This is a genomic window from Cellvibrio japonicus Ueda107, assembly GCF_000019225.1.
Lineage (GTDB): Bacteria > Pseudomonadota > Gammaproteobacteria > Pseudomonadales > Cellvibrionaceae > Cellvibrio > Cellvibrio japonicus.
Genome location: NC_010995.1, coordinates 2,256,350 through 2,279,880 on the forward strand (window position 1 = coordinate 2,256,350; position 23,531 = coordinate 2,279,880).

A 23,531-nucleotide genomic window follows, 5' to 3' on the forward strand; every position below is an offset into this window, starting at 1 on the left:
CATTGATAGGGTGGGAAGAGGCCCCAACCAGAAACCGGGATACCGGCATAGTCTTTGCTTTTTTACCACTATCACCGCTTAGCGGCCTTAAAGCGTCAATCTTTAGCGATATACCGCTGCTGGCGACAGCTCTCTGATATACCACCGGAGAAGTTCAGTGACGCCAATTCTTACCTAGAGAGAATAGGACAAAATATGGAACTTCCTAGTTTTTATAAAACTTTCTTTGCCGCCAAGGCCAGTATTGGCCGGCAGCGGCAGCTATTTGCCGCACTCTTCATCAGTTTGGTGTTTTTATGCTCTAGCCCCGATAAAACCCAGGCCTCAGTGGTAAATCATCACTTCTACCCATTGGCAGAACTCAAACAGGATACAGCCAATTTTTTGACATCCTATTACCAGCATTTAGGAAGTCTGGAGGTGAGTGTCGGCAACCTGGATAGGCGCTTGCGCCTGAACCGCTGTAACGATCCAGTTGAATTTACCCCGCGCGACAGCTCGGGCACTGGAGGAAATATCAGCGTACAGGTGAAATGCCAGACCCAAGGTGGCTGGACTTTACATATCCCTGCGCAGGTTTCTGTATTCCGCTCTATTCCTGTCGCCATGCGCGACCTGGCTCGCGGCGAGCAAATCTCAGCAAGTGACATTCAATGGGAAACTATCAACATCAGCCTGCTGCGCCAAAGCTATCTTCTTGAAACAAAAGAAATTATTGGTCTGGAGGTCAAACGCAACATCGGTTTGGGAAGCCCGTTTCTGAGCGCATCCCTGGATGCCCCCAAGGTCATATATCGCGGTGAAACCGTCGACCTGGAGTCTTCCGTCGGCGGTATTAACGTCAGTGCCAGCGGCACGGCCCTGGCGGATGGGCGCCTCGGACAAAAGATACGGGTAAGAAACAACCAATCCGATCGCGTAGTAACAGGCACGGTTGTTGCTTCAGGAAAAGTCAGTGCACGTTAACAGGCCAATCGCGCAACAGGATTTTGTAAATAAGTTGCTAAAGTATTTGCTAAAGCGGCCGATAGCAGAAGTAAGCGCCCTAAAATCCGTCTCGGACAAGCCAATATCAAGGCTTCCTGGAACGGCCTGGCCGCAACAGCAAGACATAGCAACTGAAATACACTGGGGAAACACATGAACTTTGATACCAACAACAGCATAGGCGCCCTGGGTTCCAAAACAACCCGTGGCAAAGTCTCTGCCCCGACTACTGAGGGCAAATCCACCACGCCGGAAAAGGCAGCTGCCCGCACGGATATCGGCGACCAGGTTGTCTTGAGCCAGGAGGCGCAAAGCGCTGGCCGCCTGCAGGCCAAAATCAACAGCCTGCCCGATGCCAACCTGGAGCGAGTTGCAGAAATTCGTCGCGCCATTGCCGAAGGCCGATTCGAAATCAATCCTGAACGCATAGCCGAAAACATGCTCAACCAGGAAGATTTATTGAATTAACAGGGGCTAACGCACCCTCAGGTACTGCCCCCCAGTCATTGCCTGTGGAATAAAACCCCATACACAAAACGCAGAGGTTGCTATGTCTCTTGATGCTAACCAATTGCGCCAGATGCTGGCGCAGGATACCGACGCTGTCCATCAGCTCAAAACCCTGCTTCTGCAGGAGCGCGATTTACTTCCCAGCCGCAACCACGATCAACTGAGCCAAATCCTCGAACAAAAAACGGTATTGGTTGACCAGCTCAACCAACACGCCCAGATTCGCCAGCAACTCCTGCGCACATTGGGACTGCCAGAAAATGCCGATGGCTGGGATCTGTTTCTGCAGCGCAATAGCCTCACCCTGTCGCTGCGCGACGGCTGGAAACAATTAATGGAAGATGTTGCCGAGTGCAAAGCACTCAATGAAATCAATGGAAAACTTATTGCCCGCTCACGCCAGACACTGGATCACCTGCTCAACCTGCTGCGCGGCAAGGCACCCGCACCGAGCCTCTACACGGCCAATGGCGAGCAAACCCAGCAGAGCCACTCCCATACCCTCGCTAAAGCCTGATCCACTTTCTGCTGCTAATCCATGCCCTGTTGACAGCCCCATTGCCAACAGGGCAACACAATCTGCGCTAACGCCTTGGATTCTCACGCAAAACTACCTACAATGCCGTCTCTTTTTTTCCTGCTCCGGTAGCTCAGTTGGATAGAGCAGCCGCCTCCTAAGCGGCAGGTCGGACGTTCAAATCGTCTCCGGGGCACCATCTCTCAATAGCCTGATTGGCCGGCAAAACACTCGCGGTGCAACTCCCATGAATCTGGTGCTTCTCACAGAACAAGACCTGGAGTCCAGTCATGGCAACCTCTGGCGAGCGCGCATCCGGGATGTCCGTCGCTACTCCCATATCACCCGTATCCACGGCGCCAAGGTGGGCGATAGCCTCAAGGCCGGCATCCTCAATGGCCCCATAGGACAAGCACAAATACTGCAACTAACCGATCAGGAGATTCTGGTTGAGCTAAACAACCTGGAGCTGGTATCGCCACCAGCGCTCCCCCTGACACTGATGCTGGGGCTACCGCGCCCTAAAATGCTCAAGCGTATTTTTCAAACCATTGCCACGCTGGGTGTGAAGCAGCTCTACCTTATTAATTCCTATCGCGTGGAAAAAAGTTATTGGCAAACCCCCTTCCTGCAAGACGATGCCATACACGAACAGCTTATTCTCGGCCTCGAACAGGGATGCGATACCCAACTCCCGGAAGTCCACCTGATCAAACGTTTTAAACCCTTTGTTGAAGATCATTTACCCGACCTGATTGGACATTCACGGGCACTGGTTGCCCACCCCTACACAGAAGCACCCTGTCCACGCGAATTGAATAAACCCGTCACATTAGCGGTTGGACCTGAAGGTGGATTTATCCCTTACGAAGTGGATATGCTCGTCCGCAACGGCTTTACGCCCATCACCCTGGGGCAGCGGATTTTGCGTGTCGAAACAGCCATTCCCTTTCTCTTAAGCCGCCTGTTTTAACAAAACAAGCCCATTGCGAAAAACAACAAAAAACGCACAAAACGTACATTTTTTATATTCACAAGCCTAATAAATAGTGCGAATATGCGGCGATAGTATTTATAAGACCCGCCATCATGAACCGCTTGATAACCGCCAGTGAGCTGAAACAACACATCAACAAAGGTGCGATTATTTTCGATTGCCGCTTCCGCCTGAACGATCCCGATTGGGGGCGCCAGGCTTATCGCCAAGGGCATATTCCCGGCGCTTTCTACCTGCATTTGAATGAAGATCTTTCATCACCGGTTCAAGCCCATGGCGGTCGCCATCCTCTTCCCCAATGGCAAACACTGGTTCACACACTGAACCGTGCAGGGGTTACACCACAATCCAGCATACTACTTTACGATGATGCGCGTTTTGCCTATGCAGCTCGCGCCTGGTGGTTATTAAAACAAATAGGATTGCACGATGTTGCATTGCTCGATGGTGGATTTGAAGCCTGGGTAGCCATGGGTGGAGCCCTGGACAGGAGAGAGCCCAATCCCAGGGCTGGCAATTTAAAAATAGCCTCAATCACGGCAGCCATACGTGAGCGTACCGACATTATTGCTAATGGCGATCAATATCTATTGATCGACTCTCGTGAACCCAAGCGCTATCGAGGCGAAGAAGAGCCTATCGATCCGGTTGCTGGCCATATCCCGGGAGCCTTGAATTTTCCATGGCAGGAGGTCACCGATGATAAAGGCTTTTGCAAACCTGTCGAGCAACAACAAGCTCGTTGGCAAACCGCCAATACATCAAAGGAGATTGTGGTCTACTGTGGCTCCGGCGTAACTGCTTGCGTTAATTTATTCTCCCTTGAGCTTGCTGGTATTCCCGCCACCCTCTATCCAGGAAGCTGGAGTGATTGGTGCAGTTATACAGACGCACCGATTGCTACAGCAGAATAAAAACCACTCTTCCCCTGAAAATAAAACGGAGGCAATTGCCTCCGTTTTATTTTGCATCAATGACTATTGCGCATATTCATACTCAATACGGACATCCCACGGATTACCATCATAATCATCCAGGTTGGAGCGGCCATGGTAGCGCATCAAATAACGGCCATTGGGATCGTAGGCGATGTAAATCGGGTCGGCAAACAGTGATGCAAAAGCACGCGCAGGAGCAATACGGAAATAAATCCAGTCCTTGCCATAATCCTTATCGTACGCGGGAGAATCCGTACCTTTAACCACACGAACCTCAAGAGCGATAGTTGTCATACGGATAGGATACGCAAGGTCAAAACGCAGACGCTTACCCGCAACCAGCTGATCCCAGTTCAATTGGATATAGGCATCAAAGCCGGCATCTATCACAACACGGGCATTATCAAACAGGGTCTTACTGTTATTCACCTTGCCCTTACGATAGTTCAGTATCAATCGGGGACCATCAAACTTGGCCGAGATCTGCTCGTTATCACGAATATCCGTGAAATCAAACTCCGGCTGGAATAAAGCCCCGTTATAAGTCAGCGTCTTACTGGCGAACCTGTCACCGCCAGGTGTCAGATAGTGGACACGAACCTGGCGGTTTTCATCAATATTGGTGTAAAGCTCACGATACACCAGCTCGCCATTAGCCAGGTTATAAGCACTGCCAGCGACAATGTAATTATCCTCAGCCGTCGCATAGGCTCCCATCAACAACATGGCAGCCATCACCAAGTTGCCCATCAGCTTCAGAATGTTTTTATCCATGCAATAACCTCAAATACCTCGATAATGTTAGATACAGAAACCTGTGCAAAGGTAAAAGCAGCAACCACATCAAAGCGATGACAGAGAAGAAGCTGCCAAAGTTCTGCATTACACGGTGCATGAATAAGCATACACCAGCTGCACATACCCAAACACAGTACACATCAACTTTAAGCCAGGGAAGGTAATTGTGAAAATAATGCGATGGTAGATTTACGGCTCTCTGCCAGATCCACCATCGGTGCCGGATATTGGAGACTGGAAAAAGACTTATCTGCACTTGGATTGTGAATATATTTGAGTGGTACATCAGCCAACTCCGGAATCCAGCTACGAATAAAATCACCCTGTGGATCAAACCGCTCTGATTGGCTAATAGGATTAAAAACCCTGAAATAGGGAGCCGCATCGGTTCCGGTTGATGCACTCCACTGCCAGCCACCATTGTTGGCCGCAAAATCGCCATCAATTAAGTGCTCCATAAAAAAGCGTTCACCAAGGCGCCAATCGATTTGCAGATTCTTTGTTAAAAACATGGCAACTACCATTCGCAAGCGATTGTGCATCCAACCGGTCATTACCAGTTGACGCATGGCAGCATCGACCAAAGGAATACCCGTATTGCCCTGACACCAGCGAGAAAATTGCTTTTTATCCTTCTTCCAGGGAAAAGCCTCTGTATGGACCTGCATAGCGCGATGTTTACAAACCTGGGGAAAATCGACAACAACATGCTGATAAAACTCGCGCCATATCAACTCGCTGATCCAGCAACTTGCGCCTGCATTAGACTCCCAGTCACCCTGTGTATAACAAAGCACAGAGGATATGGCCTGGCGAGGCGACAAAGAGCCTATTGCAAGGTAGGGAGACAGTGTTGATGTCCCCTGTAAGGCAGGAAAATCACGTTTATCCTGGTAGTGTGTTAACCCGGATTCAATAAAGGAATCCAGGCGCGCACAGGCTTCGTCTTCTCCCGCAGGCCATAAATGTTCAAGATCGCGCACACTGTGTTCGCCAAACAGACGGTTGATATCTGCCTGGGTAACAGGTTTTACAGGCATGGGCTGCGCTTGTTTATCAGGTAGGCCCAAGGGCTGCAAATGGAGGGGCATTACGGTTTGCAACCATTTGCGCTTAAATGCAGTAAAGACTTTATAGGGTTCGCCATTGCCTGTGCGAATCATCCCTGGAGGAACGATTACCCTGTCATGGCATCGTTTTACCAACACCCCCTGCGCTCGCAGCAATTGGTTGACTTGATGGTCCCTGGCCAGTTCATCCAGGGGATACTCTGCATTAAAGAAACACTTGTCGATATTATATTGGGTAACCAGTGCCGCTAACGCCGGCGCTATTTGCTCTGCCCGGTTAACAGCAATTAACCGCAGCGGAATATTCAACTGCGCAAGTTCACGTACAAGTACCAGCAGATGGCGTCGAATAAAATCAAGCCGTGCGGGTGCGATGGGAAATCGCCCCACATAAGCTTCACAATGCACATAAACGGCAAGAACACCCTGCTTTTCTTCGGCAGCTTTATACAGCGCCGGATTATCGCGCACACGCAAATCATTCCTAAACCAGACAAGGGCAGTCATTGGATATCCATTCTCCGTTTGAGGTGGTGAATCATACCGTCCGACACCGGAACATACTCATATCCGCAGCATAGATTTCCCTTAAGCCCTTCCAGCAATCCGGATTCAAAATGCAGATACAGCTTGCGCATGCGTTGAAGTAAATTAGACATAATCCGGCATTTCCCGAGAATAACAACTGGTATCAAGTGGACTCCACAATATGATTGCGAAGCCCTAATCGCTCAGGGTGTGGAGACCAGAATGTTTGCGATTTGAGATAGGGGTTATCCAATTTTCCCAAATGATGCCTGAGCAAGGTCAAGGGGACAATTAAAGGTACAAGGCCTTGCTGATACGAGTCTATTAATTGTGACAACTCCTGCTTTTCATGCGGTTTTAAAATGGTTTTTAAATAACCGCGCAAATGGGCCATCGCATTAGTATTGCCTTTGCGGCCTGCATGGTGAGCCAGCGCTTGCATAAATAACACCAAAAATTCACGGGAACTTACCTGGAGGTCTCGCCCAGCCAAATTGGACAGATAACGCCCAATCGTGAAATAGCTGGGCACATGATGTGCCATTACCTGATATTTATAGCGGGAGTAGAAATCGATCAGTTTTTTAGCCGTCGGAGCAGGCCCGACTGTCGTTTTGAAGTCATGATAGGCAAATACACGGGTTATAAAATTATCCCGCAATCCCGCATCCTTGAGACGTCCCGCTTCCTCTACCGGCAATAGTGGCATTAATTCCATTAATCGCCCTGCAAATGCCCCCCTACCCTGCGAATCCAGCGGAAAACCATTGGTACCATAGCGCTTTATGCCAAAGACACCACAACTGGGCGAGTTTTGCATAAAGACATAGCCACAAATGTCCGCCAACCCGGGAGCGATTTGCCCGGCGTATTCTATCAGGGGTTCCGTGACATCCAGTTCCGGATTTACGACTCCCCGGACACGGGTTTCACCACCGATTGCCATCAATCGAATAGGTTTGCGCGGAACACCCAAGCCTATGGCAACTTCCGGACAAAACGGCCTGAACTCAACATAGGCACCCAAGGTTTCCACAAGGAAGCGATTGCGTTTATGACTGCCATCGTAACGAACCTGATCGCCCAGTAAACATTGACTCACTCCCAATGGTATTTTGGCAGAGGGCGATGTTTTGGTAGCAGGTTCCATGGATAGCCTTTACAAGATCAGCGTGATGTACAAATGCGAGTGCGAAAACCCGGCACCGGATAAACAAACAGCTTGTATAGGTTTGCGACGATAAACAATACCTGGATGGGTAAGGATGAAAAAAAACCGGCATTTTATTGCCGGCCTTTTAATTTTCAGCAGTAGGCAGCGCCTTAATGAACAGGCAGCTCTATATGTTCGAATAACTCATCCAATTCAGCACGGCTGTGACGATTGAAGGCTTCATTAACGATATCTTTAGTAAGGTGGGGCGCAAACTTCTCAATAAAGTCGTACATGAATCCGCGCAGGAACGTACCGCGACGGAAACCAATCTTGGTCACACTGTGTTCAAACAGATGACTGGCATCCAAAGCAACCAGGTCAGAATCGACAGTTTCGTTGTAGGCCATCTTCGCAATGATCCCAACCCCTAAGCCCAGGCGAACATAGGTCTTGATGACGTCTGCATCCGCCGCGGTAAAAACTACCTTAGGGGCAAGGCCACGGTTGATAAAGGCTTCATCCAGCTTGGAGCGTCCGGTAAAGCCAAAGACGTAAGTCACTATCGGGTATTTAGCGACATCTTCCAGCGTCAGGCTGGAAACCTGGGCCAGCGGATGGCCTTTGGGGACCACCACACAGCGATTCCACTTGTAGCAAGGCATCATGATCAAATCACTGAACAGCTCCATAGCCTCGGTTGCAATAGCAAAGTCTACAGTGCCATCTGCCGCCATTTCAGAAATCTGCATGGGTGTTCCCTGATGCATATGCAGGGAGACATCCGGATATTGCTTGATAAATGAGCCAATAACCGGTGGCAACGCATAACGTGCCTGGGTATGGGTAGTCGCAAGTGTCAGGGTACCTTTGCGTTCATTACTGAACTCTTGGGCAACCTGCTTGATACTTTCCACTTTACGCAGGATCTCCCCCGCTGTTTTGAGGATTGCCTCACCTGCGGGTGTGATACGGGTCAAGTGTTTGCCACTACGAGAAAATATCTCAACACCCAGCTCATCTTCCAGCAAGCGGATTTGCTTACTGATTCCAGGCTGGGACGTATAAAGGCTCTGGGCTGTCGCAGAGACATTCAGGTCGTGATGGGCGACCTCCCAGATATAACGCAATTGCTGCAGCTTCATAAGCCCTCCGATTGGCTCATTCACTGAATCGGCCCTGGGGCCATTTCATCGGGTTATCGGGTAACCGATAACAGTAAATCACACTGACGGACTTGCACTCGCTAACCGTCCATGTACCGGACACACATTAAGAAATGTACTACGGACCGGCCTTGTTACAACTTTAGACTATATCTAGAAATTGCAAAGTCTTTTGGAGGTGCAATATTACAAAAAATGCGAAAAAAAGGCGAAAGACACCCTTTATTGGCTATATACGGCTATAAGAAAAGGTCAAACATCACGACGATTGGCAATACCGTGGGGAACATGGCCAGTTGCCACATGCTCGCTGGCTGATTCACAGTGCATTTTTTGATCATCGAAAAATACATCAGCACCATAGGCTTTGAGGAAAGCTCCCTTGGACAGCCCCCCCAAAAACAGGGACTCGTCGATACGAACATTCCAGGCGCGCAAGGTGCGGATCACCCGTTCATGGGCCGGTGCTGAACGGGCTGTTACCAGGGCCGTGCGGATCGGGCATTTATCGCCAAATTCAGCCTGGAGCCCCTGCAAGGCTGCCAAAAACTGCTTGAAAGGCCCACCACTCAGGGGTTCTTTTGCCGCCGCTTTCTCAGACTCAGTAAAAGCCGATAGCCCCTGGGTTTTATAGATCTGCTCTGCCTCATCCGAAAAAAGTACGGCATCGCCGTCAAATGCAAAGCGCAACTCATCCTCGTTATCTTCAATTTTCCGGGAGGCTATCAGGGTCGCCGCCGCCATACCATGATCCAAAGCCTGGCGCACATCTTCCGCCTCGGTAGACAGGAACAGATGGCAACCAAAGGCCGAGGCGTAACGGTAGGGGGAGGTTCCACCACAAAAAGCAGCACGGCTGATCTTGAGGCCATAATGCTCGATGGAGTTAAACACCCGCAGACCGGTATCGGCACTGTTGCGCGACAGCAGGATGACTTCTACACGCGGATCACCACCCAAGCGCTCATTCAGGCGCAGCAGTTTTTTGACCAGCGGGAAAGCATCTCCCGGCGCCAGGATCTCGTCCTCATGGGCAATCTGGTACTGGGCATAGGCTGCCAATCCCTGGTTGATATAGACCTGATGGCTGTCATCCAGGTTAAAAAGGGCACGAGATGAAATTGCAATCACCAGCTTGTCACCAAAACCGCTAGGCATGAAAAATTCCCTTACTAAACAAACATTTGTCGATAAAAGTTAAACCAATATACGAAATTCGTCAGCGTCCAGGTATGCAGGAAACTTGTCGCGATATTCGCGCAGGCGCTCCCCGTATAACTCCAGGGTCAGGCACTCTGCCTCCTGGCTGGTACCAATCAACTCACCGGCCGGCCCGTAAACACTGGAATCACCCGCATAATGCTGCCCGGCCTCATCCATGCCGACTCGATTTACGCCAACGACATAGCTGAGGTTTTCAATCGCCCTCGCCTGCAGCAGTCGGTTCCAATGCAGGGCTCGGGCACTGGGCCAATTGGCCACATAGAGCGCCAGATCGTAATCGGTGCGATTGCGGCTCCATACCGGAAAGCGCAAGTCATAGCAGATGAGCGGTAAAACCTGCCAGCCTTTTAGCTCCACAATTAACCGCTGGTTTCCCATGGCATAACGGGTGTGCTCACCCGCCATGCGGAACAAATGGCGCTTATCATAAACCTCAAATGTTCCATCCGGGCGCATCCACAACATACGGTTGTAGTAGGTATCCCCTATTTTCACAACCAGGCTACCGGTCACTACCGCCTGGTGTTTCTCGGCCTGCGCTGCCATCCATTGCCAGGCGCGACCACCAACCTGTTCAGCATATTGGCGGGCACCGGAACAGAAACCGGTGGTAAATACTTCGGGCAGGACAATCAAATCAGTCTCTGGCAAGCTCGCCATGGCAGAGGCAAAGTGCTCCAGGTTTTGCTGGGGATTGTTGGGCTCGATTACCTGCTGGATCAAACTAACCCTGAGATTATTCATAGCGCGGTAAAACCTGTGGTGATGAATCCGGATACAACCAGAAGCAGCTTACAACAAACGCTAAAAATGCAGCCAGTGCCGCCAGCAAAAAGGTGTGTGCCGGATTGAAATCCCACAGTAAACCAGAGATTAACGCCCCTATTGCACCACCAGCACCATAGCTCATCGAACTGTACATTGCCTGCCCCTGCCCTTGATGCCCACCGCCGAACTGGCGTCGCACAATCTCAATGGCTACCGCATGGGCAACCGCAAAACTACAGGCATGCAGTAGCTGCGCCACCAACAACAGCGACAAAGACCAGGCACCGTAACCAATCACCAACCAGCGGACACCGCTGAGCAGCAGTGTCCACAACATCAATTGGCGCAATGAGTAGCGGTGAAAAAGACGCGCTATATACACAAACATGAGGACCTCAGCCATAACCCCCAAGGCCCACAACAAGCCTGTTGCCATAGGGGAATAGCCGTAATTTTCCACCAGGTAGAGTGAATAAAAGGTGTAGTAAGGGCCGTGGCTGAATTGCAATAAAAAGCTGGCCACCAAAAAACAGATGACTGATGGCTGCAGCAGTCGCGCCATAAAACCTTTTCCCGGCACGGCTGTGCCAGATGTAGGTTGCTCATGGAAGCTGAGGCTGGACAGCCAGATCAAAATCAAAAAACTGAGGATAAATACCGGTAAATAGCCCACTGGGAGATAGTCAAAAATCCATCCCAAACCAACAACAGCGGCCACAAAACCCAAGGAGCCCCACAGGCGGATTCGGCCGTAGCGGTGATAGTTATTCCCCAGATAGCCGAGCGTGATGACTTCAAATTGCGGCAAGATTGCATGCCAGAAAAAGGTATAACCGGACACTACCAGCACCAGCCAGGCATAGCGTTGGTCAACCAGCACACCGGCAAAGACCAGCGCAGCCAAAAAGCTGCCGAGCCGGATAATCTGCAAACGACGCTGTGTTTTATCCGCTAACCAACCCCAAAAATTGGGCGCAATAATGCGCGTTGCCAAAATGATGGCTGTAATCACGCCAACATCGCGGGATGAGTAATCCAGGGATTTCAGATAAATCCCCCAATAGGGAACCAGGGCCCCCACGACCGCGAAATAAAAAAAGTAAAATCCCGATAGCCGCCAATAAGGCAAGGACGCAGAGGTTGGCATAGATGGTGTCATAGACAGCAAAAATCACCCGCTAAAAATAACAAAGGCGCAGCATGGCTGCGCCTTTCGTCGACAAGGCACATGTTATTTTGCACTGGCCGGAATCACCGGAATACGATGCTGGACTCCACCGTTCTGGCCGCGATGACGCAGCAAGTGATCCATCAGCACCAAGGCCAGCATGGCCTCGGCAATAGGGGTTGCACGAATCCCGACACAGGGATCGTGGCGCCCTTTGGTAACCACTTCCACCGGATTACCATGGACATCGACACTGCGCCCGGGGATATGCAAACTGGAGGTGGGCTTAAGGGCAATATTGGCAATGATATCCTGCCCGGACGAAATGCCGCCTAAAATCCCGCCCGCGTTGTTGGACAAAAAACCTTCCGGGGTGATTTCATCGCGGTGCTTGCTGCCACGCTGCTCCACAACAGCAAAGCCCTCGCCAATTTCAACGCCTTTAACAGCATTGATACTCATCAGCGCATGGGCTATTTCGGCATCCAGGCGATCGAAGATTGGCTCGCCCAATCCTGGCGGTACGCCGGTAGCTACTACTGTTATTTTTGCGCCTATGGAATCCCCTTCCTTGTTCAAGGTTTTCATGAACTCTTCCATTGCCGGAACCTTGCTGGCATCCGGGCAGAAGAAGGGATTCTGGTCAACCTGGTCCCAATCGACAGTTTCAATTTTGACAGGGCCCAGTTGTGATAAGTAGCCACGGACTTCAATACCGTGGAAATCCTTGAGGTATTTTTTAGCGATAGCACCTGCCGCAACACGCATCGCGGTTTCACGCGCCGAAGAGCGACCGCCACCGCGATAATCGCGAACACCGTATTTTTGCATATAGGTGTAATCCGCATGGGCAGGACGGAATTGGTCTTTGATATTGGAATAATCCTTGGAGCGTTGGTCGGTATTTTCGATCAACATGCCAATAGGTGTGCCGGTGGTTTTACCTTCAAAAACACCGGATAAAATCTTTACCTGATCATCTTCGCGGCGCTGGGTGGTATAACGCGACTGCCCCGGTTTGCGGCGATCCAGGTCAATCTGGATATCCTGCTCACTCAACTCAAGCCCGGGTGGGCAGCCATCCACTATGCACCCCAGAGCCGCACCATGGCTCTCACCAAAGGTGGTCACTGTAAACAGCTTGCCGTATGTATTGCCTGACATTCTTGCTTTCCTGATTCTGGTCGATGAAAACGCTGGCCGATAAAAGTGGGCGGATTATACGCAAGTTGGCAGGCCAATGCTGCCTGCGATGGTGCCAGTGACTACAAAACCCCCTGCTCCCTGGCAAAGCGCAGATCCTGGGCCGAAAGGACAAAAACGCCGTGGCCGCCATTTTCAAACTCAACCCAGGTAAACGGCAGTTCGGGATAGGCCTGTGCCAGCGCCGGCCAGGAGTTACCAACCTCCACTACCAATAATCCTGCTTCTGTCAAATGATCAAGTGCACAGGTGAGAAGCTGGCGGGTAAAATCCAGGCCATCAACCCCTGATGCCAACCCCAATTCCGGTTCTGCCCGATATTCATCCGGCAAGCCGGCCATATCCTCAGCATCGACATAAGGCGGGTTGGAAACAATCAGGTCAAACACTTGCCCCTGCATATGTTCAAAACCATCAGATTGCAGGGCAAATACCCTGTCTTCCAGGCCGTGCATCTGGATATTCTGCTCTGCAACGGCCAGCGCATCGTAGGAAATATCACTCAACTGGACTTCTGCCTCCGGAAACATGTAAGCACAGGCAATCCCGATACAACCACTGCCCGTGCACAAATCCAGGATACGTTCCGGGCTCTGGATCAACCAGGGCTCAAAACGTTTTTGTATCAGTTCGGCGATCGGTGAGCGCGGCACCAAAACCCGCTCATCCACCTGGAAGGGCAACCCGGCAAACCAGGTCCGACCGGTAATATAGGCAGCGGGAATACGCTCCTGGATACGCCGCTGCAAATTAGCCAATACCCGGCCGCGTTCAGTGCGGGTCAAACGGGCATCCAGCCATTCATTCGCCAGGGGCGGCGTTAGGTGAATAGCATGTAACACCAGTTGCTCTGCTTCATCCCAGGGATTATCCGTACCATGGCCATAAAACAAATCCGCTGCGGTAAATTCACTGGCACCCCAGCGCAAAAAATCGCGAACGGTCAATAATTCATCAATCAAACCAGACATAAAACCCACCCCTTTTCATTCATACCTGCCCCCGGCTATACCACTAAACAACAGGAAAATAAGCCCGGCATTCTACCCAATTAATCAGGTTGATCAGGATTTATTGTTTTTTTAATGGCGCCTGCACGGTTACACTAGCGTCCTTTTTCACCCGGCAGTCATATCGCCATCGGAGGACCATCCGTCATGAGAGAACATTTCGCCAATATCATCGCCAGCATTGGCGAAGATTTAAACCGCCCCGGCCTGCTGGATACACCGGATCGTGCCGCCAAAGCGTTTCAATTTCTCACCCGAGGCTATACCCAAACGCTGGATGACGTTGTCAATAATGCCCTCTTCCCGTCAGACTCCCAGGAAATGATTATGGTGAAGGACATAGAGTTATATTCCCTCTGTGAACATCACTTATTGCCCTTTATCGGTAAAGCGCATGTAGCCTATATTCCTACCGGGAAAGTATTGGGTTTATCCAAGGTTGCACGTATTGTCGATATGTTTGCACGCCGCCTGCAAATCCAGGAACAGTTAACGCTGCAAATTGCGGAAAGCATCCAAAGTATCACCGGGGCGTCCGGCGTGGGCGTTATCATCGAAGCCAAACATATGTGCATGATGATGCGCGGGGTTGAAAAGCAAAACTCATCGATGAAGACATCCGCCATGCTTGGCAGCTTCCGCACCAACCAGGCAACTCGCAACGAGTTTTTATCATTATTGCGCTAGTTTCCTGACAACCCCAAAGTAAAAGTATCAGAGGGCGTTCTTTGGGGTTTCTTTCCTTAACATGACCTCCATTCAGGCACGGTTACATTCAAGTTCCACGGTATCCAGCAATTGCTTGCGCTGAATCCTGTATTCTTCTGCTGTGATTTGCTGCCGATAATAACTCAGGGCCAACTGTCGTATTAGGCTATACAGCGGTTCCAGGTTATCCGACTGTGTATTGCTGTTATTAATGATAAGGGCTTTATCCGCAGTACCTTTGACCACAATGAGAGAGACATTGTCTTCCGCACCATTCAAGAGTGCCTGGCTCAGCAGGTACCGGGCATTGGCCTCCACCGACACCGCTGCCAGCCCTTGAATCACATCTTCATGGGACACCACGTTATAGAGCCCGTCACTGCACAGTAAAAAACTATCGCCCGACTGCACACGAAAAATATTAAGGTCAACATACAAGGCTGCACTCGCGCCCACTGCTCGGGTAATAAGGTTGCGCTGCAATTTTTTCGCCCCACTTCCCTGGGCTGAAACAAGCCCTAAATCGATCAGTTCTTCATATTGGCTGTGATCACGAGTTAACTGCTCCAGCTGCCCATCTCTCAGGTGATAAAGGCGGGAGTCACCTACCCACAGACAAACGCCCAGGTTGCCCCTGATAATCAGGATCACTGCTGTACTGCCCATCAGGCTGCCATCACCACGAACCTGGGCCTGTTGAACCAATTGTTGATTAACCTGGCACAGTGCGTTTTCCACAGCACCAACACCATCACCAAGGTTGGTAAATACAGGTAAGGCTCCTATGGCGTCAATGATGTTGCGACTTGCAACATCTCCGGCATGATGGCCGCCCATGCCATCCGCAACAACCCATAAACCCTGTTCAGGCCTGGCAAGGATCGCGTCCTCATTAACCACTCGCAGGGTACCAACATCCGTACAGGCATAACTACGCCACAACAAGGAAGATTGACCGGGGATAGATGACATGACAACTCCTTTCACTTTGGCTCTGCGAAGATAAGCCGCAAGAATTTCCTATAGTTATCTAAGGCAGTTTAACAACCTCAACGCGCGCACTGCGATCACCGCGCCCCGCAGGTGCAAGACTGCCCAAACCGAAGGTCTGAATACGTTTTGCATCAATCCCTTTCTCCACGAGTGCCGCCTTAAGCTGATCGGCGAAACTACTGGAATTAGCTTGCTGCTGTGCAAGTGATTGGGGGGCATAATCATGGCCGACCAACGCCAGGCTCCAGGCAGTCTGCTGGTTTAATACATCAACCAACACTTGTACATGCGCAGGTTTGAACTGGATACTTGCCTGCCCCTTCCCTGCATCGGCAATTAAATCCGGGAACACATAATAGCCATCCTGGTTTAACGCCTTGACAATAGACACCGGACTGGAGGCAACGCCCAGGGCAAGCGCCTGGTCTGCATGCAGGATATCAAGTTGCAAATAAACCCGGCGATTGCCGCGCTGCACAACATAGAGCGAGGCATAGTAAGGTTTGGCATCCGCAACAATAACCTCATAGGCGGCGTACTGCTGGTGTTGATCCAGCCCATACAATTGCAGCACATTAAAATGATTGTTAGCCCAGCTATTACTGGTTCCGCAATCGCGACCTGCACAATAAAAAAGCTCACGGATACTGTGGGTCTGCAACTGGTCCAGATAAAAATCAAAACCGTTCTGCGGTGTATGGCCGACAGGTAACTCCAGCGTATAGCGAGTCAACTTGCCTTTTAAACGCTCCGAGCGCTCAGGTTGCCAACTGCTACCAGCCACTTTTTTGTAACTTCCCAAAGCCAGGACATAATCGTCTGAGTCACCGACAGTTTGATAAATAACACGAGCCCCCGGATATTGTTCAATATTCAAACCTTGCGCCAACAAAGAAGCAGAGCAAAGCAACAGCAAAACCATGGAGATTATACGAATCATAAGAAAAGCTACTCCTGTCGATAGGGATGCGTATTATTCATCATATCCCGCAGGAACCCGGACACATGTCCTGCGACCTGCGCATATTGTTCTTCAAGGTGCAAGTGATGGCCACCCTCCAACAGGTGGTACTTGATATGCGAATAATGACCCAATAGCTCAAGATAATTGGGATAGAGTTGTGGCAAGCCTCGCGTTGCCAACACCAGGCACAATGGCATGGTTAATTTTTTAAGGAAGGCATCAACATGCTCTTTCGTTAGCCTTATTGCAGAAGGAGCGAGCAGGCGCGAATCCGATGTCCAGCTCAACCCACCTTCAACCGGTACAACACCACGTCGCGTCAATAAAGATGATGCATGATAGCTCAGTGGAAAAAGACCGCGCTCACGCGCTTTAATAGCTGTTTCAAGATCGGGATAAACCGTATGCTGCTTCTGTGCCAGTTCTTTCAGGTTTTTAAGTGCGCTGGCCAATTGTTCGGGGGCATTTTCAGCTTTTACTGGCTCAGGCATTAAACCTTCTATCAAGGCCAGTGCTTTAATGCGCTCGGGAAATGCAACGGCGGCCAGGGCACCTATGATAGCGCCGCGGGAGTGTCCCAAAATCACAAACTCTTGCCATTCCAACACATCAGCCAGCGCCAGGATATCCTGAATATCATCCCAGAAGTTATAGAGACCAACACCAGGGCGATGATCACTGAGCCCATGACCTGCCATGTCGACAGCAACCAGGTGAATATCCGGTAGCAAGGCTGCAATACGCGCAAAACTTGCAGAATTGTCCAGCCATCCATGCAGTGCCAAAACAGGCAATTGCCCTACTTGTCCCCACTCCTGGATAGCAAAGGAAAGGCCATTCGCGTACAAACGCCCCTGATGAGGTTGTGCATTATCTGACATTGTTCTCATCCAGGCAGATGTTGCGATGGGGAGCAACACACATCAAACAGCATCGGCATGTTGCTGCCACAACAAATGTGCGAGACCGACTGCTGGAACCTCCATCACCAATGCCGCCAGTGAGCTGGTCGCCATTGGATAAAAATCCAATGGCATACCACACAGCTGATTAACCACGCGACCGACCAAAGGCTGGTGGCTCACCAACAGGAGTGATGATGTATCACCTTGTTGTATTAACCACTCATACAAGGCCGCCGGTTCCGCTTCCGGCACCAACATGTCTGTCGTTTGAATCCCGACCCCGGGAAAATAGCCAGAGGCAATCGCTGCCGTTTGTTGCGCCCGCACCAGTGAGCTGGCCCAGATAGCATCCAGCTTTCCGATCATGGAATGACGCTGCTCAAGCACACGCTTAACATCAGCGCGGCCTTTATCGGTCAGATTGCGTGCTTCATCAGTGGTAACCTGGGCCTCGGCCTGGCCATGTCGCAGGATATAAAGCCGCATTACTTATTTGCCGTTTCATCGGCGGGGAGCTGCTCTGGCTCCTTGTTTTCGGCTTGCTCACTCTCGGCAGCAGGTGCCTCGGGCCAATCCGCAAACGGGAAAGGCTTTTCTTCACTGCTGTAGCAAAGGAATCTCAATACTTCATAAATATAGGTTGATAAAGAATGTCCGAACCGACGCAGGTGCACATTGTCCTGGCCGGTAATGAGCGAAAATAAAAATTGCAATATAACCAGCACCCACATAATCAAACTGGCCAGTTGCAAAATCGCCGCAAACAACAGCATGAAAATCAGGCGAAACCAGTGTTTGCTTGAAGTTAAATTGGATTTGAGTTGTTCATTATCCACAGTGCAGCTCCTTAAGATTAATTAGCTTATCAGGATCGGTTTTTAATAAATTCAACATCGTGATTCTGTTCGCCCATCATCAAACGGGCTGCGACTTCATGAATCGCCTTACCCTGGAATAAAACAGCATATAAACCGGACACCAATGGCATATAAACCCCCAATTCATCCGCTTTTTGCTTAACCTGGCGCAAGGTATTAACGCCTTCTGCCACTTGTCCCAGATTAGCCACGATTTCATCCAATGCCTTGCCTTGCCCCAATGCAAATCCGACACGGTAATTACGACTTAGATCCGAAGTACAGGTAAGAATTAAATCGCCAACACCCGCAAGCCCCAGAAACGTCATGGGATTTGCCCCCATCAATTGGGCAAAGCGCCCCATTTCTGCAAGGCTGCGTGTCAGTAGCATAGCCTGGGTGTTATGCCCTGCCCCCAAGGCAGCGGCCATACCACAAATAATGGCATAAATATTTTTCAAGGCTCCGCCCAGTTCTACGCCATAGCGATCGTGGTTAGCGTAGACCCTGAATGTCGATGAACACAAGGTTTTCTGGACACAGCTGATAAGCGCATCGCTCTCACTGGCGATGACCGATCCTGTTTGTTGTTGCTGGACAATTTCCTTCGCAAAGTTGGGACCACTAAGGACCCCGATAGAATGGCCCGGTAATTCCTGCTCCAGAATCTGGCTCATCAAGGTAAAACCTTCCGGCTCAATCCCCTTGGCAGTACTAATGACCATTGCCCCCGGATCGAGATATGCCCTGGCTTCACGAACCACAGCGCGGAATGAATGGCTGGGGATACTGACAAACACCAGTTGTGCCCCGCGAACAGCTTGTGCCAAATCCGCGCTAATCATCAGATCGTCATGCAACCGGTAACCGGGAAGATAACGGGTATTTTCGCGCGCCAACTGGCTCGCTGTTGCCTGTTCCCCAGAGCGCATCCACAGGTAAACCTGATGTTGATTACACGCAATGATATTGGCGATAGCCGTGCCGAAACTCCCCCCTCCCAACACAGCCACTTTCAGTTTTGTTGCCATACTGCTCATTCCCGTCATTTGCATTTTGGATCCAATGGTGATGGAAATATGCTCAACAACCATGGGATGTTACGTTTATAAAAAACACAAAACAGTCAATCTGTAACTTTTTTGCACAAAAAAATTCATTTTTTATTTGTCCACATTTTCTGTGGATAACTTAGTGGATAGTTTTTGGGAAACAGTCCAAAGGCCCGATAAAACCTACCCCTTTAACAAATTGATCAAAAAACAATCACAACAAATAAATAATTAAAAATCAATAAGTTACAGTTTTTTCATCGATTAAAAATGCAGTTTTTCGACAAATTGCGCAAGCTTCAACCAAGTTGTTCGCTAACACCCCTCAGGTGTGCATAAAGAGTTAGTGACTATTAACCCTAAACCCTAGGCAGACACGAAACCTTCACATTTCAAACGCTATTACCAATTCGCGAAAGGCGTTTATTTGCATCAATTTGTCACAAAATAAATACCCTGAAACCATCGCTGTGTATGCCATAACCTCTATTTAGCAAGCGATGCACAAGATAGTTTACTGGCGGCTGAAAGCACCATAACTACCATCGGTATACAGCAAGGGACTCACGGGCTCTGATGCCACTGAAACATGGCTAATCCGGGCAATCACGATATGGTGGGTGCCGTAGGACGTTACCTTATCGACCTTGCAAAAAAACACAGCCTGGGCATCTGCCAGCACAGGAATCCCTTCTTTCTCAACCCAATACCCGACAGAAAAGCGATCGCGATCGGGATAGCGCCCGGCACAGATATTGGAAACCTCCTGATGCTGGGTTCCCAGGACATTAATTGCAAAGTGGCAGCCTACAGTGGAGAGGTGGGCCTGCCTGGATACTTGCTGGTTGATACAAACCAATAAGGAAGCAGGTGTATCCGAAACAGAAGTTACCGAAGATACCGTCATTGCGAACTTCTCATTATCTTCAAAACAGGTCGATAACACGCATACACCAGATGCCAATCGCCGCATCCCCAGCTTCATGGACGAAGCCAAATTTATATCTTGCATAGAGTCTCTCCCAACGGATGAGCGCGTATTCTGACCAGCTCCCCCTACACAAACAAGTAGTCTACGCGGCGGCTGTATAGTCTCTGGGCAACCTGTTTATTATTTGTCGATGCGAGGTAAATATTTTATTTCACTGCATTTTTTCCGTTGACTCCCCTAAACCCCATCAGTATTATGCGCACCACTCGAAACGCATGGCGTTTTAAGTTCGGAGTGTAGCGCAGTCCGGTAGCGCGTCTGCTTTGGGAGCAGAATGTCGGGGGTTCGAATCCCTCCACTCCGACCAATTTGTACGAGCCTGCGAAGGTTTGTTTCCAGCATGCGCCCGTAGCTCAGCTGGATAGAGCACCCGCCTTCTAAGCGGGTGGTCGCAGGTTCGAATCCTGCCGGGCGCGCCATTAAGGTTACTACCTTTCGTATTCGTCTCCCTTATTTGCGCATTCGCGCATCGCTACGGTGGCTGTAGCTCAGTCGGTAGAGCCCTGGATTGTGATTCCAGTGGTCGTGGGTTCGATCCCCATCAGCCACCCCATTTTCCCTTTTGTTAAATCAATTTGTGTCATTTGATATGTCTATCCAGGCACATCCCCCTATATCTCATCCCATCCCAGCTTTATTCTCATTAGCGCCTGCAAACAGCTATTTTCTGTTGATGTAAATCAATCTTATTTGTATAGTCCTCACACGTAAAAAAACCGTAAATTTAATCATTAATACAAGGAGCCCTCTATGTACCCATCCCATCGTGAGACTTTACAGATCAAAAGATTGGCACTTGCCATATCCCTTAGTTGCGGCAGCCTGCTGTTGGTCAGCACAGGCGCTTCTGCCGATACCGCCTTAAAAAGCCTGCCCAAAATAGATGTGGTAGGACTGGAGGAAGGTGATGCCGAGCGCCAGCCAGGCGCAGTAGCCATAGTTACCCAGGAAGAATTGGAGCTAACCCAACCCCGCTCAACCGAAGAAGCTCTTCGTGCGGTTCCCGGTGTTGCCATTAAAGCTGAAGAAGAAAGTGCCATTGTGGCCAATATTGGTATTCGCGGCCTGAGCTCTGCTGACTATAAAACCCTGATTCTTGAAGACGGAGTACCCGTAGCACCGGGTTTATTCGTAGGTAATGGTCGTTACTACAACCCGAGGATACAACGCATGGAAGGCATTGAGGTCCTTAAGGGCGCGTCTTCTCTACGTTATGGCCCGAGCACCATTGGCGGGGTCATCAATTACATCACCAAACAACCCAAAGACGGAGTCGAGCTTTCCTTGCGTGGTGGCTCCTGGTACACCCGCGAAGGAACCCTGGAGGTAGGTGGTAGTACCCCCTCACAGGAAGCCAGGTTCGGTGCCTTTATAACCCATGTCAGCAGTGACGGCTTTTTGGACAAGGGTTATGACATGACCGATATCATGATCAAAACCGGTATGGCACTGGGCGAAAATCAATGGCTAAGCCTGAAATACAGCGATTACGATAGCGAAGCCAATATTTCCTATCGCGGTTACTTTTTGCAGGATTACAAAGACAAACAACGTTACAACCCGGCACCTGACGACTATTTCCTCAGCGGTCGCCGCTCGCTGGATCTAAACCACGAATGGGATATCAGTGAAGATATTAAGCTCAATACGCTGGTATACGGCAGTGAAACCTACCGCGACTATTGGCGCTATGCGGTTAATAGTACGCAGTCTGTCGCCCAGGGGCGCTGGGTATATACAGACAACCTGAATGGCAACAACCGCAGCTTTGAGCGTTTTGGTGTCGATAGCAGGCTCAAATTAAAACACCAGCTCTTCGGGATCGAAAACGAAACGGAATTCGGTGTGCGCCTGATGAACGAGGAAATGAATGACCAGAACGTTGCTGCCACGCGCGCTACTCCACGCACAGGAACGCTCAACACCGATCGCATAGATTCGGCAGACAGCCTGGCGTTTTATGCACAAAACCGTTTTGTGATCAGCGAGCAATTTGCCGTTACCGCCGGTCTGCGTGCAGAGCGCTACGAACAGAAGCGCAAGGACAAACGTGTAAGCGCAGCCACCGGTAATGAGGCCAGCAGTTCCAACACAGAATATATGCCAGGTGTAGGCTTTACCTACCAGATAGCTTCCGGCCCACAGCTGTTTGCCAGCGTTTACAAGGCATTCTCTCCCGCGCTGAATGGTGATGCACTGGATGGATTACAGGATCAACAACTGGATGCCGAACGCTCCGTTAACCTGGAAGCCGGGGTGCGCAGCAGCGGTAGTGGTGTTAGTTATGAATTGACGTTTTTCCGCATGGAATTTGATAACCAGATTATTCCCGCGAACTCCAACAGTCAGTTCCAGAGAACCAATGGCGGCGAAACTCTGCACCAGGGCGTTGAGGCAGCATTTGGCCTGGCGTTGGGTGGCGGTTTTAGCCTCAAGACCAACGCTACCTATATTCCCGATGCAGAATTTGTCGGTGACCGCCTCGATGCCAACGGCAACGTCACTACCCCCGATGGTAACCGTATTACCTACACCCCTGAATGGGTAGCCAATCTGAGCCTGGAGTATAACTACAACAAATTGCGCACGTCGCTCAGCCTGCACCACACCGGTAAGCAGTACACCGATGTGGCTAATACCATCGCCATTGCCGAAAACACGTCCGGGTTCTTCACCGGTCAAATTGACGCCTATACCCTGCTGGACCTGAGCCTGACCTATGAGGTTAACAGCCAGTTAACGCTAAGCGGCAGTGCCAAAAACCTGACTGATGAGAATTACATCGCCAGTTTACGGCAAGGCATTTATGTTGGGCCGGAGCGCAGCCTGGATGTGGGAATCCGCTATAAGTTCTAAGTGCCTATACAAACCGCACTTGAATACCGACAATCCCGCGCTTGACGCGGGATTGTTTTTTAACCTCTGCCATATCCAATCTACGCCTTGGCGATTGCTGCCTGCTTATGGGAAAATACGCGCAATTTTTTAACCCGCCCTTTTTGACCTCATCACAGGAACTCAATC

The 23,531-nt window shown here is 50.2% G+C and carries 23 protein-coding genes and 4 tRNA genes; 11 read left to right on the top strand and 16 right to left on the bottom strand.

The annotated features are described in order from the left end of the window. Nucleotides 1-195 precede the first annotated feature (195 nt). From flgA to CJA_RS09460, 6 genes are all read left to right on the top strand, one after another. The gene (gene flgA, locus CJA_RS09430) at nucleotides 196-966 is read left to right on the top strand and encodes a flagellar basal body P-ring formation chaperone FlgA (protein ID WP_012487550.1); all 771 of its coding nucleotides are present in this window, start codon (nucleotides 196-198) and stop codon (nucleotides 964-966) included. Between the two features lie 174 nt (nucleotides 967-1,140). Beyond that, complete coding sequence (flgM, locus tag CJA_RS09440; RefSeq protein ID WP_012487551.1) at nucleotides 1,141-1,455, top strand: flagellar biosynthesis anti-sigma factor FlgM; 315 nt, start codon at nucleotides 1,141-1,143, stop codon at nucleotides 1,453-1,455. Between the two features lie 82 nt (nucleotides 1,456-1,537). Continuing rightward, on the top strand, nucleotides 1,538-2,014 hold the full coding sequence (locus CJA_RS09445; protein WP_012487552.1) for a flagella synthesis protein FlgN: 477 nt from the start codon (nucleotides 1,538-1,540) through the stop codon (nucleotides 2,012-2,014). A gap of 122 nt (nucleotides 2,015-2,136) precedes the next feature. Continuing rightward, nucleotides 2,137-2,213, top strand: a tRNA-Arg gene (locus CJA_RS09450). Between the two features lie 48 nt (nucleotides 2,214-2,261). Further along, nucleotides 2,262-2,987, top strand: a complete 726-nt coding sequence (locus tag CJA_RS09455) for a 16S rRNA (uracil(1498)-N(3))-methyltransferase (protein WP_012487553.1) — start codon at nucleotides 2,262-2,264, stop codon at nucleotides 2,985-2,987. A 116-nt stretch (nucleotides 2,988-3,103) separates the two neighbouring features. After that, nucleotides 3,104-3,925 (top strand): sulfurtransferase, encoded by an 822-nt coding sequence (locus CJA_RS09460; RefSeq protein WP_012487554.1) that lies wholly within the window; start codon nucleotides 3,104-3,106, stop codon nucleotides 3,923-3,925. 63 nt (nucleotides 3,926-3,988) lie between these two features. On the opposite strand, the gene CJA_RS09465 is transcribed toward CJA_RS09460, so the two are convergent. The 9 genes from CJA_RS09465 to prmB all read right to left on the bottom strand — a co-directional run bounded on the left by CJA_RS09465 (nucleotide 3,989) and on the right by prmB (nucleotide 13,998). After that, on the bottom strand, nucleotides 3,989-4,723 hold the full coding sequence (locus tag CJA_RS09465) for a hypothetical protein (protein WP_238526853.1): 735 nt from the start codon (nucleotides 4,721-4,723) through the stop codon (nucleotides 3,989-3,991). A 170-nt stretch (nucleotides 4,724-4,893) separates the two neighbouring features. Beyond that, entirely contained in the window at nucleotides 4,894-6,324 is a 1,431-nt protein-coding gene (gene phrB / locus CJA_RS09470) for a deoxyribodipyrimidine photo-lyase (RefSeq protein WP_012487556.1), read from the bottom strand. A 184-nt stretch (nucleotides 6,325-6,508) separates the two neighbouring features. Continuing rightward, nucleotides 6,509-7,495, bottom strand: coding sequence for a YbgA family protein (locus CJA_RS09475; protein ID WP_012487557.1), 987 nt, complete (start codon nucleotides 7,493-7,495; stop codon nucleotides 6,509-6,511). Between the two features lie 173 nt (nucleotides 7,496-7,668). Beyond that, nucleotides 7,669-8,643, bottom strand: coding sequence for an HTH-type transcriptional regulator CysB (cysB, locus tag CJA_RS09480; RefSeq protein ID WP_012487559.1), 975 nt, complete (start codon nucleotides 8,641-8,643; stop codon nucleotides 7,669-7,671). Nucleotides 8,644-8,916: 273 nt separating this feature from the next. Then, complete coding sequence (locus tag CJA_RS09485; RefSeq protein WP_012487560.1) at nucleotides 8,917-9,822, bottom strand: 5'-nucleotidase; 906 nt, start codon at nucleotides 9,820-9,822, stop codon at nucleotides 8,917-8,919. A 39-nt stretch (nucleotides 9,823-9,861) separates the two neighbouring features. Next, nucleotides 9,862-10,632, bottom strand: a complete 771-nt coding sequence (locus tag CJA_RS09490; RefSeq protein ID WP_012487561.1) for an amidohydrolase — start codon at nucleotides 10,630-10,632, stop codon at nucleotides 9,862-9,864. Next, the gene (locus CJA_RS09495) at nucleotides 10,625-11,815 is read right to left on the bottom strand and encodes an MFS transporter (protein ID WP_148208842.1); all 1,191 of its coding nucleotides are present in this window, start codon (nucleotides 11,813-11,815) and stop codon (nucleotides 10,625-10,627) included. The genes CJA_RS09490 and CJA_RS09495 overlap by 8 nt, the downstream gene beginning before the upstream one ends. A 72-nt stretch (nucleotides 11,816-11,887) precedes the next feature. Beyond that, the gene (gene aroC, locus CJA_RS09500; protein ID WP_012487563.1) at nucleotides 11,888-12,988 is read right to left on the bottom strand and encodes a chorismate synthase; all 1,101 of its coding nucleotides are present in this window, start codon (nucleotides 12,986-12,988) and stop codon (nucleotides 11,888-11,890) included. A 101-nt stretch (nucleotides 12,989-13,089) separates the two neighbouring features. Continuing rightward, complete coding sequence (gene prmB / locus CJA_RS09505) at nucleotides 13,090-13,998, bottom strand: 50S ribosomal protein L3 N(5)-glutamine methyltransferase (RefSeq protein ID WP_012487564.1); 909 nt, start codon at nucleotides 13,996-13,998, stop codon at nucleotides 13,090-13,092. Nucleotides 13,999-14,184: 186 nt separating this feature from the next. Here prmB and folE point away from each other — a divergent pair, with 186 nt between their 5' ends. After that, complete coding sequence (gene folE / locus CJA_RS09510) at nucleotides 14,185-14,724, top strand: GTP cyclohydrolase I FolE (RefSeq protein WP_012487565.1); 540 nt, start codon at nucleotides 14,185-14,187, stop codon at nucleotides 14,722-14,724. 72 nt (nucleotides 14,725-14,796) lie between these two features. Here folE and CJA_RS09515 read toward each other — a convergent pair whose 3' ends face one another. The 7 genes from CJA_RS09515 to CJA_RS09545 all read right to left on the bottom strand — a co-directional run bounded on the left by CJA_RS09515 (nucleotide 14,797) and on the right by CJA_RS09545 (nucleotide 20,528). Next, on the bottom strand, nucleotides 14,797-15,717 hold the full coding sequence (locus CJA_RS09515) for a PP2C family protein-serine/threonine phosphatase (RefSeq protein WP_012487566.1): 921 nt from the start codon (nucleotides 15,715-15,717) through the stop codon (nucleotides 14,797-14,799). A 58-nt stretch (nucleotides 15,718-15,775) separates the two neighbouring features. Then, nucleotides 15,776-16,678 carry a DUF4892 domain-containing protein gene (locus tag CJA_RS09520; RefSeq protein ID WP_012487567.1) on the bottom strand — a complete coding sequence of 301 codons (903 nt, stop codon included), beginning with the start codon at nucleotides 16,676-16,678 and terminating at the stop codon, nucleotides 15,776-15,778. An 8-nt stretch (nucleotides 16,679-16,686) separates the two neighbouring features. Beyond that, on the bottom strand, nucleotides 16,687-17,583 hold the full coding sequence (locus tag CJA_RS09525) for an alpha/beta fold hydrolase (protein ID WP_012487568.1): 897 nt from the start codon (nucleotides 17,581-17,583) through the stop codon (nucleotides 16,687-16,689). 42 nt (nucleotides 17,584-17,625) lie between these two features. Beyond that, on the bottom strand, nucleotides 17,626-18,093 hold the full coding sequence (gene sixA, locus CJA_RS09530; RefSeq protein ID WP_012487569.1) for a phosphohistidine phosphatase SixA: 468 nt from the start codon (nucleotides 18,091-18,093) through the stop codon (nucleotides 17,626-17,628). After that, nucleotides 18,093-18,443, bottom strand: coding sequence for a DUF4389 domain-containing protein (locus CJA_RS09535; protein WP_012487570.1), 351 nt, complete (start codon nucleotides 18,441-18,443; stop codon nucleotides 18,093-18,095). Before CJA_RS09535 ends, sixA begins: the two co-directional genes overlap by 1 nt. Before the next feature lie 29 nt (nucleotides 18,444-18,472). After that, nucleotides 18,473-19,495 (bottom strand): NAD(P)H-dependent glycerol-3-phosphate dehydrogenase, encoded by a 1,023-nt coding sequence (locus tag CJA_RS09540; RefSeq protein ID WP_012487571.1) that lies wholly within the window; start codon nucleotides 19,493-19,495, stop codon nucleotides 18,473-18,475. 535 nt (nucleotides 19,496-20,030) lie between these two features. Then, entirely contained in the window at nucleotides 20,031-20,528 is a 498-nt protein-coding gene (locus CJA_RS09545; RefSeq protein WP_012487572.1) for a flavin reductase family protein, read from the bottom strand. A 209-nt stretch (nucleotides 20,529-20,737) separates the two neighbouring features. On the opposite strand from CJA_RS09545, the gene CJA_RS09550 reads away from it, so the two are divergent. From CJA_RS09550 to CJA_RS09565, 4 genes are all read left to right on the top strand, one after another. Next, nucleotides 20,738-20,814: transfer RNA gene (locus tag CJA_RS09550), tRNA-Pro, on the top strand. A gap of 35 nt (nucleotides 20,815-20,849) precedes the next feature. Continuing rightward, a tRNA-Arg gene (locus CJA_RS09555) sits at nucleotides 20,850-20,926 on the top strand. Nucleotides 20,927-20,984: 58 nt separating this feature from the next. Next, nucleotides 20,985-21,060 (top strand) — tRNA-His (locus CJA_RS09560). 197 nt (nucleotides 21,061-21,257) lie between these two features. After that, nucleotides 21,258-23,363, top strand: coding sequence for a TonB-dependent receptor family protein (locus CJA_RS09565; protein WP_012487573.1), 2,106 nt, complete (start codon nucleotides 21,258-21,260; stop codon nucleotides 23,361-23,363). Nucleotides 23,364-23,531: the final 168 nt, after the last annotated feature.